Below are 14017 nucleotides of genomic sequence, written 5' to 3' on the forward strand. Positions count from 1 at the left end.
GTTGACAAAAAAACTGAATGGACATTCATCTTGCAAAGTGAGTTTTTCTAACACGGAAAAAAAGAATTTGCAAAGGCTAAGGGTAAAAAAAAATAGAGCTACTCTTTCGGGAAGGTGAGCCAGCGGCTCTGGGCCGAGGAGGAAAGGACGCCCACCGGATCGACATAATCGTAGACTTTTGCCTGCTTGTCGTGGGCCGGGCGCAACACCCTCCCCACCACCTGGAGGAGGCGGCCGGTGAACTTGATCGGCGTGGTGAGAAACAGGGTGGCAAGGTCCGGACAGTCGAAGCCTTCGCCGATGAGCTGCACCGTGGAGATCAGCACCTTGACCTCTCCCTGGCGGATGGAATCCACCAGGACGGTGCGCTGCTCCGCCGGGAGCTTGCCGGTGAGCACCGCGCTCGGGCAGTCGTGTTTTTTAAGGAGTGCGGCCAATTCCTCGCAATGCTTAACCCGATCGCTGACCACTAGAATGGTGCCCGGCGAGGTGGCGCGTTCCTTGAGGATATCGGCAACAATGAGCTGGTTGCGGGCCTGGTTGGAGGTGAGGGCCTTCATCAGGGCCTGGTAGTTGCCCCGGTACACATAGCGGAACTCGGTGGCGCGCTGGATAAATTCCGGCTTGAGCACGGCGCCGCTTTCGTGCAGATCGTGGCTCTCCACCTTAAAGGCTCGGTCGCCGAGGTACATGTAGATCAGTTTGGTCAGACCGTCCCGGCGGAAAGCGGTGGCGGAGAGGCCCAGCAGGTAGCGGCAGTCAAAGGCGGTCACCACCTCGGTGAACAGCGAGGCCGGAACCCGGTGGCATTCGTCCACGCAGAGCTGGCCGAAATGGGAGGGCAGTTCGGCCAGCCTGTTTCGGGCCGAGTTGACAATGGCGATGGTGATGGGGGCCAGGGAAAAATGGCCGTCGCCGATCATCCCCGCTTCCACGCCGAGAAAGGTCTTGGCTCGTTCCGCCCACTGGTAGAGCAGCTCCTTGGTATGGACCAGCACCAGGGTCGGCTGGCGCCGTTGAGCGATCACTGCCAGGGCGATCACCGTCTTGCCCGAGCCGGTGCCAGCTTCAAGCACCCCGAAATCGTGCCGCATGATGGCAGCAATGGCCTCCTCCTGGTAAGGGCGCAGCTCGCCGAGAAAGCGTAACTCCACCGGGGCGGCGGTCTGCCGCTGGTCGATGATCCGCGGGTCCTGGCGCATGAATTTCCGGGCCAAAAGGATGGCGTGGTTGGCGTAGCCTCGGGGAAAGGTGAGGGTGTCGTTGTGCTCGGTGTAGAAATAGAGGTGGGGTTTCAGCTTTTTGCCCATCCAGCGGCTGTATTTCTTGGCCTCAAGATACTCGGGGTTGTCGATGGTCAGCTGCTGCTTGAGCGCCTCGGCCAGGGAGGCTGAGGCGCCGCGCAGGGAAGCTTGCGCCCCCACGGTGAGGGTGAACAGGCTCATGGGCGATCTGCGCCTTGGGGAGAAAGGAGCTTGGCCAGCAGCGTGGCCAGGCGTCCGCATTCTTTTTCCACCGCGTCAAGCTGGGTCTGCTGGTCGATCAGAGCACTGTTCAGCTCTTCCAAGGCGATTTCCTGGAAGGCCAACCGGGTTTCCAGTTCGATGATCCGGTGTTCCATGGGGTTATCCTGAAAAATATCTTGGGGTTATCGGTTTCCTGCCGGTGAGCCGCTGGTATGGCTCGGCCGGATAGCCCAGGGCGATCACGGCATGGATCGTCTCGTCTGCGGGAATACCCAGGGCGCGCTGGATCTTTGGGGCCTTGGCCATGGCCGCCACGGCAAAGCCGATTAGGCAGGAACCGAGTCCCAGGGTGTGGGCCGCGAGCAGGATGTTTTGCGTGGCCAGCAGGGCGTCTTCCTTGGGGCAGCTTGCGCCGGGGTGCGAGCCGACGATGATGGCGGCGGGCGCTCCGTGGAAGAGGCGGTCGCGACCATGCTCCTTCCATTCCCGCAGCCCCTGGGCAATGGTCCGGTGGTAGCGGTGATAATAATTGGCCAGAGCCGGCCTGCCCACCAGGCGGAGAAGGCTGCGCAGCAAGGGATTGGCTGCCTGGTGGTTGAGTTTGGCAAAGTAGGCGCCGACCAGATTGCCCAGGGTCTCCACCGCCGGTCGCTGCGGCAGGATGGTAAAGGTCCAGCCTTGGCTGTTGGTGCCGGAGGGGGCAGAGGTGCCGATGCGGACCAGGTCTTCCAGGAGCTTTTGCTCCAGGGCTCGGTTTTGGTAGCAGCGGCAGGAGCGGCGGGAGAGCATGATCCGGACCAGCTGGGGGGTGTCTCCCTGGCCGGGGGGCAGATAACGGGTGTCCGCCGTAAAGGAATGAAAACGGAGGTCATGCTCAAGACCCGGCACGGTGATGGCCTGGCTCGGGCAGATGGCGTGGCAATGGGCGCAGGCTATGCAACGATCCCCGCTGACCACGGCTTTGCCGCGCAGCAGCGACAGGGTTTGATCCGGACATACCGTAAGGCAGAGGCCGCAGCCGGTGCATTTTCCCTGGTCGATGGTTGGGCCTTGGGGCCTGGAGTGTGGGTGCTGGTCGGTCATGATTGTCCATCATGCCCTGCTTTGTAAAAAAAGGAAAGTGTTCACGTAAAACTTAGGGGCCGCTCAAGAAAATAACCGTTATATCTCGGTTAGTTCGTTACGGTTCCTTGTACCGGTCACGATCTTTAAAGATACGATTATTCCTGAATAACGGCTTGACGAAAAGAGCGGGGACGCATAGTTTCAGCTAAAGTACGCATCTCCCGTGGGTAAGCGTAGACTGCCGAGAGGGCAGGGAGTTTGGCAGCGTCAACACCGTTGCAAAAAATAACCGGAGGAAACATGCATTTTTGGCAAGGTCTTTTTCTGTATCTGGCTCCGGGCGGTCTTCTGTTGGCCGCGGCGCTGGCCTCCTTGCAGCATGATAGTCTGGCCCAGTGGCTGTTCGGGATCACCTGGCTTTTGCCCCCGGCCCTGGGGCTGGTCGCGGTTTTTTTCGGCTGGCGGTTCAATCGCAGCCGGTTGCTTTTCGGGACGTTGGTGGTGCTTTTGGCCGACCAGCTGCTGCACCGTTACGGTGGCATTGCCCAGCTCGACCAGCTTCTGGCCAGGTATGTGTTCCATATGGCCTTGCTGGCGTTACCCCTGAACCTGCTTCTTTTTTCCTTCTGGCGCGAACGGGGTATTGTCACCGGCCAGGGGTTGCGCCGTTTTGTCTTCATTCTTTTTCAACCCCTTCTGCTGCTTGCTCTCTACGGGGTGCGCGGCCCGCTCATCGTGCGGCAGCTGGAGGGGATGAGCGTTCCCCTGCTCGGTGGTCTGTCCTCCCCGGCTCTCGCCGTCTGCCTCCTGGTCGGCCTGGTCCTGCTTTTTCGTTTCCGGCGCACCCGTGATCTGTTGGAGCATGGCTTCTTTTGGGCCATGGTCTGCTCGCTTTTTGCTCTGTCGGCTGGTAATCCGGCGCACCAGAGCTTTCTTTTCAGTGTGGCCGCGCTGATCCTCATTGTCTCCGCCATCGAGGGTGCCCACCGGATGGCTTTCCGCGATGAGCTGACCACTCTGCCCGCCCGGAGGGCCTTGAACGAGGCTCTGCTCAAACTGGGCAACACCTACACCGTGGCCATGGTGGATATCGATTTTTTTAAGAAATTCAATGACCGCTACGGCCATGACGTGGGCGATCAGGTGCTGGCCATGGTGGCTACCCTGCTCACCAGGGTTGGCGGGGGTGGCCGACCCTTTCGCTATGGCGGCGAGGAGTTCACCATCCTCTTTCCGGGCAAGGATTTGAAAGCGGCCCAGCCCCATCTGGAGACCTTGCGTGCGGCCGTGGCTGAGGCAGGTTTCAAGGTCAGGGGGAGTGGCCGGGCCGGGAAGAATTCCGACAACAGGCAGAAGGTCGGGGACTCCGGGAAAAAGGTCTCGCTCACCATCAGCATCGGCCTGGCCCAGCGCGACGCAACCAGGAAAACCCCCCAAGCCGTGATCAAGGCGGCGGATCAGGCCCTGTACCGCGCCAAGGAAGGCGGCCGCAACCGGGTCTCTCTCTGAGGAACTCTGTGCTCTAACCCCTTTTTGTTGCATCATTTCTTTGTTTGACTTCGCAAGCAATCCATTCCTATAATTGGGTATCTTTTCTATGGAGGAGCTATGGAGTCAGAATCACCAGGTGGTGCTTCGCAGCCAGGCCGTCGGTATTGGAAGTTAGTTGTGGTGGCGTTGGGGGTCACCTGTGCTGTCGGTGCGGGGTTGTACCAACTTGCCTACCTCTATGTCCTCAACGAGGCGGAAAGAAACATCCAGGCCGTGCTCCTTGCCCACAAAGGAATTCACCGCTATATCCAGGAAGTGATGCATCCTGCTTTCTACAAGCTGAAGGCGGAAGGCCTGGTCGCCGAAAAGTTTTACGCTCCCGAGATCCTCTCCTCGTCGTTCATGGTCAGAAACCAGCACAAGGCATACAATGAGGAGCGCAAGGCTGCCGGCCTCGGCGAGGTTTACTACAAGATGGCCGCCATCAATCCCCGCAATCCGGTGAACAAGGCGGACGCCCTGGAAGAAAAACTCATCCGGATGTTCAACGAAAACAAGGAGGTCAAGAAATACCGGGAGGTTGTCCGAATCGATGGCAAGGACTATCTCTATGTTGCCCTGCCCTTTCTGGTGAATAACGAGAGGTGTCTGAAATGCCATGGAAATCGGGCGGATGCGCCCCTGGGACTTCAGGCGCTCTATCCGGGGCTGGGCGGGTTTAATGAGAAGGTCGGCGACATCCGGGCGATCGAGTCGATCCGCGCCCCCATGGAACACCAGTATTATTTTCTCTACATCCTTGTTGCCTCTTCTTTTGCCGGGTTGCTGGTGCTGGCTGGGCTGCTGCTTTTCAACACCCGGCTCAGGGAGATGGTGCGAGTGCGGACCCATGCCCTCGAACAGGAGGTTGTCGAGCGCCGCAGGGCAGAGGAGGAAGTGCGCAAGGCCAATGAAGCGCTCGAAGAGAGGGTGGAGGAACGCACCGCCCAGATCGCCGCAGCCAACAAGGAACTCGACTCCTTCGCCTATTCGGTTTCCCACGATCTCCGCGCACCCCTGCGCGGTATCGACGGCTTTAGCCAAGCCCTGTTGGAGGATTATGGAGACAGATTTGACGATACGGCAAAAGACTACATCAGTCGGGTGCGGGCAGGCTGTCTCCGGATGGGCAATCTGATCGACGACATGTTGCAGCTTTCCCGGCTTTCCCGCGGAGCGATCCATTGTCAGGATGTGGATTTGAGCGCAATGGCCGAAGAGATTGCCGGGGAGTTGCAAAAATCCGCGCCGGATCGGGCTGTTGCTTTCGATCTTGCTCCCGGGGTTGTGGTAAACGCAGATCCCGTGCTCCTGCGGGCGGTGATGGACAATCTTCTGGGCAATGCCTGGAAATTTACGGGCAGAACCGAGGGGGCGAAGATTGCCTTTGGGACGCAGGAGAGCGAGGGCAAAAAGGTGATCTTTGTCCGGGATAACGGGGCTGGGTTCGACATGGCTTACGCCGGCAAACTGTTTGCCGCCTTCCAACGCCTGCATTCTCCCCAGGAGTTTGAGGGGACGGGCATAGGCCTCGCCACGGTGCAGCGGATCATCCATCGGCATGGCGGGGAGATCTGGGCCGAGGGTGAGGTGGGGTGTGGGGCAACTTTTTATTTCAGCCTGTAATAAGGAAGAGGCAAGAGGAATGATAAGGGAAAAAATGATTTTGCTGGTTGAAGACAATCCGGATGACGAGGCGCTGACCATCCGTGCCTTGCAGAAGAACAATATTCTCAACACGGTGATCGTGGTTCGGGATGGGGCGGAGGCCCTTGATTTCCTCCATGGTACCGGCAACCATGCCGGGCGGGATATCTCGGATCTGCCCGAATTGGTCCTGCTCGATCTCAATCTGCCCAAGCTCAGTGGCCTGGAGGTGCTGAAAAAGATCAGGGAAAACGAAACGACCAAGCTGTTGCCCGTGGTCATCCTCACCACCTCCAACGAGGACCGTGACAAGATCGAGAGCTACCGGTTGGGCTGCAACAGTTACATCCGCAAACCCGTTGATTTTCTCCAGTTCAACGAGGCGATCCGTCAACTTGGTGTCTATTGGCTGCTGCTCAATCAGGGTCCGCCGAAAGGAAAGAGCGTCTGATGAGCGATCAGATTCGTGTTTTGCTGGTGGAAGACTCCGAGGACGATGCCGCCCTTATTGTCCGTGCCTTGCGAAAGGGCGGCTATGAGCCGTCCTGGGCTCGGGTGGACACGGCGGAGGCCATGCTGGAAAACCTGGGGCATCAGGAGTGGGATCTGGTTCTTTCCGATTACGCCATGCCCCGGTTCAACGGCATGGATGCCCTGAGGCTGGTGCGGGCGCAGGGGCTTGATCTGCCCTTTATTCTGGTTTCCGGGGCGGTCGGTGAGGAAACCGCCGTGGAAATCATGCAGGCCGGGGCCTGTGACTATGTGATGAAGGACAAGCTGGCCCGACTGGCGCCCGCCGTTATTCGGGGATTGCGGGAGGCAGCAAACAGAAAGGCGCGAGAGCAGGCGGACAGGGCCATCGACGCCCTGGTGCGGGGGATGGTCGGCACCACGGGGGCGGAGTGTTTTGATCGGATCATCGAGGGCCTCTGTGAGTGGCTTGGCGCAGACCATGGCCTCATTGGCGCCCTGGTCGATGGGGAGGTGCGGACCCTTTCTTTCTATCAACAGGGAGAAAAACGGGAAAACTTCAGCTACCCTCTGGCCGGGACGCCCTGCGAGGTGGTGGTCCGTGAGGTCTACAAAAGCTATCCCAGGGATCTCCGCCGTCTTTTTCCCGAGGACAAGGATCTTGTGAAGCTGGGCGTTGAAAGCTGCGTGGGCATATCCTTGCGGGATGCGCAGCAGAAGGTAATGGGTGTGCTCAATATCTTCTCGAGCCGGGAGATGCTGCCGACGGCAAGGCTTCCGGAGATCATGGAAATTGTGGCGGTCAAGGCGGCGGCCGAGATAGAGCGCCTTCGGGAAGAGAAAGAAAGAAGCGGACTTGAGGAGCAGTTGCGGCAGGCCCAGAAAATGGAAGCCATCGGCACCCTGGCCGGGGGGATCGCCCACGATTTCAACAATATCCTGGCCGCAATTCTGGGCTATACCGAGCTGGCCAAACAAAAAATGATCCCGGAAAGCGAGCCGGATCACTGTCTTGCCGAGGTGCTGAAAGCTACCTACCGGGCCAAGGAATTGGTGCAGCAGATTCTGGCTTTTAGCCGCAAAGGCGAGCAGGAAATGAAGGCCATGCGCATCCAGTGTGTGGTCAAGGAGGCGCTCAAGCTGTTGCGGGCTATTATTCCTTCTGACATCGATATTCAGCAGCGGATAGCCGCGGATTGTCGGCCCGTGCTGGCCGATCCAACCCGGATTCACCAGATTATCTTGAACCTCTGCACCAATGCCTCGCATGCCATGGAAGCAAAAGGGGGCACCTTGAGCGTGTTCCTCGAAAATATTGCCTTGGGGGAAGAAGAGGCCCTGGCCCATGGGCTTGCGGCAGGGGACTATGTTCTGCTGGTGGTGAGCGATACCGGTCATGGCATGGGAAAAGAGGTGATGGATCACATCTTTGAGCCATATTTTACCACCAAGGAGCAGGGCAAGGGGGCGGGCATGGGGCTTGCCATCGTGCATGGCCTGGTAAAAGCATCCGGCGGCAAGATTTCCGTGGCGAGCACCGTCGGCCAGGGCACGACCTTCAGGATTTTCTTTCCGCCGGCTCTGGGCCAGGCGGGAGAGGAGTTCTCCTCTAAAATCCCCGTCGCCTCAGGGCAGGGTAGTGAGCGTATTTTTGTTATAGATGATGAACAGGCCATTGTGGCCATGGAGAAAATTGCCCTGGAACGGCTTGGTTACCAGGTGCGGCTCTTTGCCGACAGCGAGGAGGCGCTGGCCGCTTTTCGGGCCGATCCCCAGGCATGTGATCTGGTGATCACCGACCAGACCATGCCCCATCTTTCCGGCCTGGAGCTGGCCAAGGCATTTTTGGCGATCCGTCCGGATCTGCCCATCATCCTCTCCACCGGGTACAGCTCCCAAGCCTCGGAAGAGGATGCCGTCCAGGCCGGGATTCGCCGTTTCATCATGAAGCCGGTGAACATCGCCCAGCTGGCCGCCGCCATTCGGGAAATCCTGGATCAGCGGTAGAAATTTCCGCAGTTTCCCTCCTGCCTTTTTTCAAAGTGAAGATTTTCCTGCTCTGTGCTATCCTTGCGCCTGAAATTGTGTCCTGAAATTTTTTTTGCCCATATTAAGGAGTTGCCCCAATGAGTGTTGAGCCCAATAAAATCATCTATTCCATGGTCCGGGTCGCCAAGTTTTACGACAAAAAGCCGATCCTGAAAGATATCAGCCTCTCTTATTTCTACGGAGCCAAGATCGGCGTCTTGGGCATGAACGGCTCGGGCAAATCGTCGCTGCTGCGGATCTTAGCCGGGGTGGACAAGGAGTTCAACGGCGAGACCCATATCTCCCCAGGGCTGACCGTGGGCTATCTGGAACAGGAGCCTGTACTGGAGGCGGGCCGAACCGTGCTGGACATCGTGCGGGAGGGGGCGCAGGAAGCGGTGGATCTGCTGGCCGAGTTCGAGGAAATCAACAACAAGTTCGGTGAGCCCATGGATGATGACGCCATGGATAAGCTCATCGCCAGGCAGGCTGTGGTGCAGGAAAAACTCGATACCCTGGATGCCTGGGATCTCGACGCCCGGTTGGACATGGCCATGGATGCCCTGCGCTGTCCGCCGGGAGAGACCGAGGTTTCGGTGCTCTCCGGCGGCGAGAAACGGCGGGTGGCCCTGTGCCGGTTGCTTTTGCAAAAACCCGATATCCTTTTGCTGGACGAGCCCACCAACCATCTGGACGCCGAAACCGTCTCCTGGCTGGAGCAGCATCTGCAGCGCTACGAAGGCACGGTCATCGCCGTGACCCATGACCGTTACTTCCTCGACAACGTGGCAGGCTGGATTCTGGAACTGGACCGGGGCCAGGGCATCCCCTGGAAGGGCAACTACTCCTCTTGGTTGGAGCAGAAGGAAAAACGGCTGGCCAAGGAGGAAAAGGAAGAGTCCAAGCGGCGCAAGACCCTGCAGCACGAGCTGGAGTGGATCCGCATGAGCCCCAAGGGCAGGCACACCAAGTCCAAGGCCAGAATCCAGGCCTATGAAGAGTTGCTGGGCAAGGAGGCGGAGAAGCGGACCCAGGATCTGGAGATCTACATCCCGCCCGGACCGCGGTTGGGCAAGATAGTCATCGAGGCCGAGGGGATCAGCAAATCCTTCGGCGACCGGCTGCTCTTTGAGAACCTGACCTTCTCCCTGCCCCCTGGCGGTATCGTCGGGGTGATCGGCCCCAACGGCGCGGGCAAAACCACGCTGTTCAAGATGATCACCGGCCAGGACAAGCCCGATTCCGGCTCCATCCGTCTGGGCGAGGCGGTGAAGCTCGCCTATGTGGACCAGTCCCGCGACGTGCTGGACCCGGAACAGACGATCTGGCAGGCCATCAGCGAGGGCCAGGAAACCATCACCATGGGCAATCGCGAGGTGAACTCCCGTGCCTATGTGGGCAGGTTCAACTTTTCCGGCACCGATCAGCAGAAGAAGGTGGGGCTCCTTTCCGGCGGCCAGCGCAACCGGGTGCATCTGGCCAGGATGCTCAAAGAAGGGGCCAACGTCATCCTGCTGGACGAGCCCACCAACGACCTGGACATCAGCGCCCTGCGCGCCCTGGAAGAGGCGTTGGAAAACTTCGGCGGTTGCGCCGTGGTTATCAGCCATGACCGCTGGTTTCTCGACCGGATCGCCACCCACATCCTCGCCTTTGAGGGGGATTCCCAGGTGCTCTGGTTCGACGGCAACTACTCCGAATACGAGGCCGACCGCAAGGCCCGGTTGGGTGACGCCGCCGACCAGCCCCACCGGATCAAGTACCGCCACCTGACTCGCGTCTGATTCTGGTTTTGTTTGAAATGGAAAAGCCCCTGGCTGCTAACTCCCCGGCAGCCAGGGTTTTTGTGGAGAAGTCTTGGAGGGTATGCGGCTACGGTGTGATAGGGTTATCTGGCTGAATTATTTAGGGAAAAATATAAAATAAAGAGACTTCGCCCCGCTTTTTTCGTATAGTAGGGCTGGGTAGTATGAGCAGCGCCATTCTCTGGGGGGAGAACGGATGTATCCAAACGGTTTACCAAAGACCTTGCTGCGCCGTCTCCTGGTGCTTGGCACCATCAGAAAAAAGACCCTGGCCATTCTCGTGGCCACCTTTCTCTCTTCTTTCCTGCTTCTCCATGCCGTTTCCCAATATGTTCTTCTGCAAAGCTTCAAAGAGCTGGAAATCCACACGGCCAGACACTGCCTCACCGAGATTGGCAAGGAGCTTGGCGCGGGCCTGGAGGTGCTGGACACCCTCAACCGCGACTGGGCCTGGTGGGACGATGCCTGCGCCTTTGTCGCCAAGCCAACGCCTGAATTCATTGCCACAAACCTCACCGATGAAACCTTTGTCAATTTGAAGTTGGACCTGATGGGGTTCTTTGCCCCGGATGGCACCCCGGTCTGCCTGATTGCTTATGATGGTCACCGAGGGGGAAAAGTCCAGATTCCAGAGGAATTGCTGGATTTTTTCAAAACCCATCCGGAGCTGATCCGGCACGGGGATGTGGAAAGTGTGCGCAAGGGGGTCGTGATTTTTCCCCAGGGGCCGATGCTCTTTGTTTCGCGGCCTATCCTGACCAGCACCAAGCAGGGGCCGGTGCAGGGAGCCCTGGTTTTTGGCCGCGCTCTTGACGCCAGGGAAATAAAACGGATCGCCCAGGACGAAGAGGTTTTTCTCACGGTTGCCACGCTGGGCGAAGCCAAGGAAACCCCGCAGCAAGTGAAGATCATCAAGCAAATCCAGGCCTCGGGGGAAAAGATGGCTATTCTCGCCAATGGGGCAAAAAGCATGACCGGCGCTCTGTTGGTGGATGACCTTTTCGGCAAACCGGCCCTGCTGATGGAAATGAGCCTGCAGCGGAGTATCTATGCCCGGGGGCAGCGGGCAATTTCTGTGCTGGGCTGGCTCTTTTTTGGGGTCAGCGGTCTGATCAGTCTGGTGATGATGCTCCTGCTTGATAGGTTGGTGATCCGGCCGGTGGTGGTGTTGAGCGATTCTGTTTCCCGGATAGGCGAAGAGGCTGATGCCGATGGCAGGGTCGGGAGTGAAGGCCCGACGGAAATCCGGCGGTTGGCGGCTTCCATCAACACCATGCTGGAAGGAGTGGCGCGCGCCAACCAGCTACTGGCCGGAAAGAACGCGCAACTGGAGTATGAAATCGTCGAGCGCAAGGAGTTGGAGCAGGAGCGGGAGAAGCTGATTGCCCAGCTGCAGGAGGCCCTGGCCCAGGTGAAAACCCTGAGCGGCTTTCTGCCGATCTGCGCTTCCTGCAAGAATATCCGGGATGATTCAGGATACTGGAAACAGATCGAGTCGTATCTCAGCGCCCATGCGGATGTGACCTTCAGCCACGGGATTTGCCCGGATTGCGCGCAGAAGCTCTATGGCGATTTTATTGATGTGAACGAGGCGCTGAAGAAGTGAATGAGGGGCGGACAAAGACAGCGAAGGTATATGGATCAGACCCTTCCACCCGTTCTTCCGAGATACTGCGGAATTGATCGGGGGCAAACTCAGGGAACAGGATGTCGCCCTCCACCTCCCGGTCGAGCACGGTCAGATAGATGGCCTCGGCCAGGTTCAGCCCCTCCCGGTAGATCTCGCCGCCCCCGGCAATGAAGATCGTTTCCGCCTCAGGGCAGAGGGCGATGGCCTCGGCCAGGTTTTGGGCCACCAGGCAGCCTGCGGCTTGATACTCCCGGTTGCGGCTGATGATTACGGTATTGCGGCCGGGCAGGGGGCGACCGATGGATTCGAAGGTCTTTCTCCCCATGATCAGGGTGTGGCCCATGGTGAGGGCCTTGAAGCGTTGCTGCTCGCCGGGGATGTGCCAGGGGATGGTGTTGCCCCTGCCGATCACCCGGTTTTTGGCCATGGCGGCGATGAGAATGATCTTCATCGGTCTGCCCCGGCCACGGATTTAAGCCTCGCCGGCCTTGACCGCCTCAAGCGCTTCCCAGCGGCTATAGGCTTTTTTTAGCTCCTGCTCAAGTTCTTCCAGCCGTTTCTGGGTCCGGGGAATGGCGGAGCTGTCCTTTTGGTACAGGGTCGGATCACCGAGCTGCCAGTGCAGCTCCTCTTTTTCCTTTTCCATGTCCTCAAGCCGCTTGGGCAACGCCTCAAGCTCCCGCTCTTCCTTGTAGGAGAGCTTCCGGTGCGCAGCCTTTTTGACCGGCTCTTTTTTGCTGCCTTTCTCGGGCTTGGCTGTCGGTGATGGGGCCTGGGGCTGGGGGCGTTGCAGGAGCCAATCGTCGTAGCCGCCTGCGTACTCCTCCACCCTCCCTTCGCCTTCGAAAACCAGGGTGGAGGTGACCACATTGTTCAGAAAGGCCCGGTCATGGCTGACCAGCAGCAGGGTTCCTTCGAAATCCAGCAGCAGCTCTTCCAGCAATTCCAGGGTTTCCACATCGAGATCGTTGGTGGGTTCGTCCATCACCAGCACATTGAAGGGCTGGGTGAACAGCTTGGCCAGGAGGAGCCGGTTTTTTTCCCCGCCGGAGAGCACGCGCACCGGCGAACGGGTCCGGTCCGGGGCAAAGAGAAAATCCTGCAGGTAGCTGATGATATGGCGGGGCTGCCCGTTGACCATCACGGTGTCGCCGCCGTCGGTCACGTTGTCGGCCACGGTTTTTTCCGGGTCGAGCTGTTCGCGGTTCTGGTCGAAATAGCAGGACTCGATGCGGGTGCCCAGGGAGATGGTGCCTTCCGTGGGTTCAAGCTGGCCGAGCAGGAGCTTGAGCAGGGTGGACTTGCCCACCCCGTTGGGGCCGATGATCCCCACCTTGTCGCCGCGCATGATGGTGGCGGAGAGATTCTTGATGATGGGGACGTTGTCGTAATAAAACGAGACATTCTTGAGCGAGGCCACCAGTTTGCCGGAGCGGTCGGCGTCCTGCATCTGGATGCGGGCCTTGCCGGTCTGGGTCCGGCGTTCGGAGCGTTCCTTGCGCAGGTCGATCAGCGCCCGGACCCTCCCTTCGTTGCGGGTGCGGCGGGCCTTGATCCCCTGCCGGATCCAGGTCTCTTCCTGGGCCAGCTTCTTGTCGAACTTGTGGCTCTGGTTTGCTTCGGCATCTAGGGCTTCCTGCTTGCGCTGGAGATAGGTGGCAAAGTTGCCGGGCCAGCTGGTGAGCCGCCCCCGGTCAAGCTCCACGATCCGGGTGGCGATTTTCTGGAGCAGCATCCGGTCATGGGTGACAAAGAGCAGGGTGGAGGAAAAGCTGAGGAGGAATTCCTCCAGCCAGTTGATGGCCTCGATGTCCAGATGGTTGGTGGGCTCGTCCAGCAGTAGCAGGTCGGGCTCGCTGACCAGGGCCCGGGCCAGAAGCACCCTGCGTTTGAGCCCGCCGGAAAGGGTCGTGAACTCCTGGTCCGCCGGGAGCTGCAGCCGGGAAAGGACGGTGTCCACCCGCTGCTGGGCCTGCCAACCGTCTGCGGCATCCAGGGCATGCTGGGCCTCTTCCAGTTCGGCCAGGACCGCCTCGGAATGATCGGTTTGGAGCAGATGACTCACCGCGTGGTAGCGGGAAATCTGGGCGAACATCTCGCCCAACCCTCCGGCCACCACCTCGTAGACGGTGCCGTTTAAGGTGGCGGGAACTTCCTGGGTGAGCCGGGCCACGCGCAGCCCTTTTTGGCGGGTGATCTCGCCCCGGTCCGGTTCGAGTTCCCCGGACAGGATCTTCATGAGCGAGGATTTGCCTTCGCCGTTGCGGCCCACCAGACAGAGGCGTTCGCCGGGTTCGATCTGCAGATCGATGCCGTTGAGCAGGGGCAGGCCGCCGAAGCTTAAGCCGACATCCTTTAAAGTAATAGTGGCCATA

General features: G+C 59.2%; 11 protein-coding genes. 6 read left to right on the plus strand and 5 right to left on the minus strand.

From position 1 onward, the window contains the following. Positions 1 to 98: 98 nt before the first annotated feature. From ACZ46D_RS00685 to ACZ46D_RS00695, 3 genes are read right to left on the minus strand one after another with little or no spacing between them, the layout of a single operon-like run. Positions 99 to 1445: a DEAD/DEAH box helicase gene (locus tag ACZ46D_RS00685; RefSeq protein ID WP_464928118.1), complete on the minus strand. Its 1347-nt coding sequence runs from the start codon at positions 1443 to 1445 to the stop codon at positions 99 to 101. Next, a complete protein-coding gene (locus ACZ46D_RS00690) occupies positions 1442 to 1621 on the minus strand; it encodes a SlyX family protein (RefSeq protein WP_464928119.1) in 180 nt (59 codons plus the stop codon). The genes ACZ46D_RS00685 and ACZ46D_RS00690 overlap by 4 nt, the downstream gene beginning before the upstream one ends. Positions 1622 to 1625: 4 nt before the next feature. Then, positions 1626 to 2549, minus strand: coding sequence for a nitroreductase family protein (locus ACZ46D_RS00695; RefSeq protein WP_464928120.1), 924 nt, complete (start codon positions 2547 to 2549; stop codon positions 1626 to 1628). Positions 2550 to 2831: 282 nt separating this feature from the next. On the opposite strand from ACZ46D_RS00695, the gene ACZ46D_RS00700 reads away from it, so the two are divergent. From ACZ46D_RS00700 to ACZ46D_RS00725, 6 genes are all read left to right on the plus strand, one after another. After that, positions 2832 to 4040, plus strand: a complete 1209-nt coding sequence (locus ACZ46D_RS00700) for a GGDEF domain-containing protein (protein ID WP_464928121.1) — start codon at positions 2832 to 2834, stop codon at positions 4038 to 4040. Positions 4041 to 4139: 99 nt separating this feature from the next. Beyond that, positions 4140 to 5687 carry a sensor histidine kinase gene (locus ACZ46D_RS00705; protein ID WP_464928122.1) on the plus strand — a complete coding sequence of 516 codons (1548 nt, stop codon included), beginning with the start codon at positions 4140 to 4142 and terminating at the stop codon, positions 5685 to 5687. 19 nt (positions 5688 to 5706) lie between these two features. Continuing rightward, entirely contained in the window at positions 5707 to 6159 is a 453-nt protein-coding gene (locus ACZ46D_RS00710) for a response regulator (RefSeq protein WP_464928123.1), read from the plus strand. Then, positions 6159 to 8186, plus strand: a complete 2028-nt coding sequence (locus ACZ46D_RS00715) for a response regulator (protein WP_464928124.1) — start codon at positions 6159 to 6161, stop codon at positions 8184 to 8186. Before ACZ46D_RS00710 ends, ACZ46D_RS00715 begins: the two co-directional genes overlap by 1 nt. 119 nt (positions 8187 to 8305) lie before the next feature. Continuing rightward, positions 8306 to 9991 carry an energy-dependent translational throttle protein EttA gene (gene ettA / locus ACZ46D_RS00720; protein ID WP_464928125.1) on the plus strand — a complete coding sequence of 562 codons (1686 nt, stop codon included), beginning with the start codon at positions 8306 to 8308 and terminating at the stop codon, positions 9989 to 9991. Positions 9992 to 10208: 217 nt separating this feature from the next. Continuing rightward, complete coding sequence (locus ACZ46D_RS00725) at positions 10209 to 11618, plus strand: CHASE4 domain-containing protein (protein WP_464928126.1); 1410 nt, start codon at positions 10209 to 10211, stop codon at positions 11616 to 11618. Here ACZ46D_RS00725 and ACZ46D_RS00730 read toward each other — a convergent pair. Both ACZ46D_RS00730 and ACZ46D_RS00735 read right to left on the minus strand, forming a co-directional pair. Further along, a complete protein-coding gene (locus ACZ46D_RS00730; RefSeq protein WP_464928127.1) occupies positions 11587 to 12093 on the minus strand; it encodes a dihydrofolate reductase in 507 nt (168 codons plus the stop codon). The genes ACZ46D_RS00725 and ACZ46D_RS00730 overlap by 32 nt on opposite strands. Positions 12094 to 12114: 21 nt before the next feature. Then, entirely contained in the window at positions 12115 to 14016 is a 1902-nt protein-coding gene (locus tag ACZ46D_RS00735) for an ATP-binding cassette domain-containing protein (protein ID WP_464928128.1), read from the minus strand. Position 14017: the final 1 nt, after the last annotated feature.

It is taken from the genome of Thiovibrio sp. Mzg5 (assembly GCF_055379285.1).

What these genes read in the sequence shown, in the direction of transcription:
- ACZ46D_RS00695 (WP_464928120.1), bottom strand. Translation starts at nt 2,549, where the DNA reads ATGACCGACCAGCACCCACACTCCAGGCCCCAAGGCCCAACCATCGAC.
- ACZ46D_RS00725 (WP_464928126.1), top strand. Translation starts at nt 10,209, where the DNA reads ATGTATCCAAACGGTTTACCAAAGACCTTGCTGCGCCGTCTCCTGGTG.
- ACZ46D_RS00730 (WP_464928127.1), bottom strand. Translation starts at nt 12,093, where the DNA reads ATGAAGATCATTCTCATCGCCGCCATGGCCAAAAACCGGGTGATCGGC.
- ACZ46D_RS00735 (WP_464928128.1), bottom strand. Translation starts at nt 14,016, where the DNA reads ATGGCCACTATTACTTTAAAGGATGTCGGCTTAAGCTTCGGCGGCCTG.
- ACZ46D_RS00690 (WP_464928119.1), bottom strand. Translation starts at nt 1,621, where the DNA reads ATGGAACACCGGATCATCGAACTGGAAACCCGGTTGGCCTTCCAGGAA.
- ettA (WP_464928125.1), top strand. Translation starts at nt 8,306, where the DNA reads ATGAGTGTTGAGCCCAATAAAATCATCTATTCCATGGTCCGGGTCGCC.
- ACZ46D_RS00710 (WP_464928123.1), top strand. Translation starts at nt 5,707, where the DNA reads ATGATAAGGGAAAAAATGATTTTGCTGGTTGAAGACAATCCGGATGAC.
- ACZ46D_RS00705 (WP_464928122.1), top strand. Translation starts at nt 4,140, where the DNA reads ATGGAGTCAGAATCACCAGGTGGTGCTTCGCAGCCAGGCCGTCGGTAT.
- ACZ46D_RS00700 (WP_464928121.1), top strand. Translation starts at nt 2,832, where the DNA reads ATGCATTTTTGGCAAGGTCTTTTTCTGTATCTGGCTCCGGGCGGTCTT.
- ACZ46D_RS00715 (WP_464928124.1), top strand. Translation starts at nt 6,159, where the DNA reads ATGAGCGATCAGATTCGTGTTTTGCTGGTGGAAGACTCCGAGGACGAT.
- ACZ46D_RS00685 (WP_464928118.1), bottom strand. Translation starts at nt 1,445, where the DNA reads ATGAGCCTGTTCACCCTCACCGTGGGGGCGCAAGCTTCCCTGCGCGGC.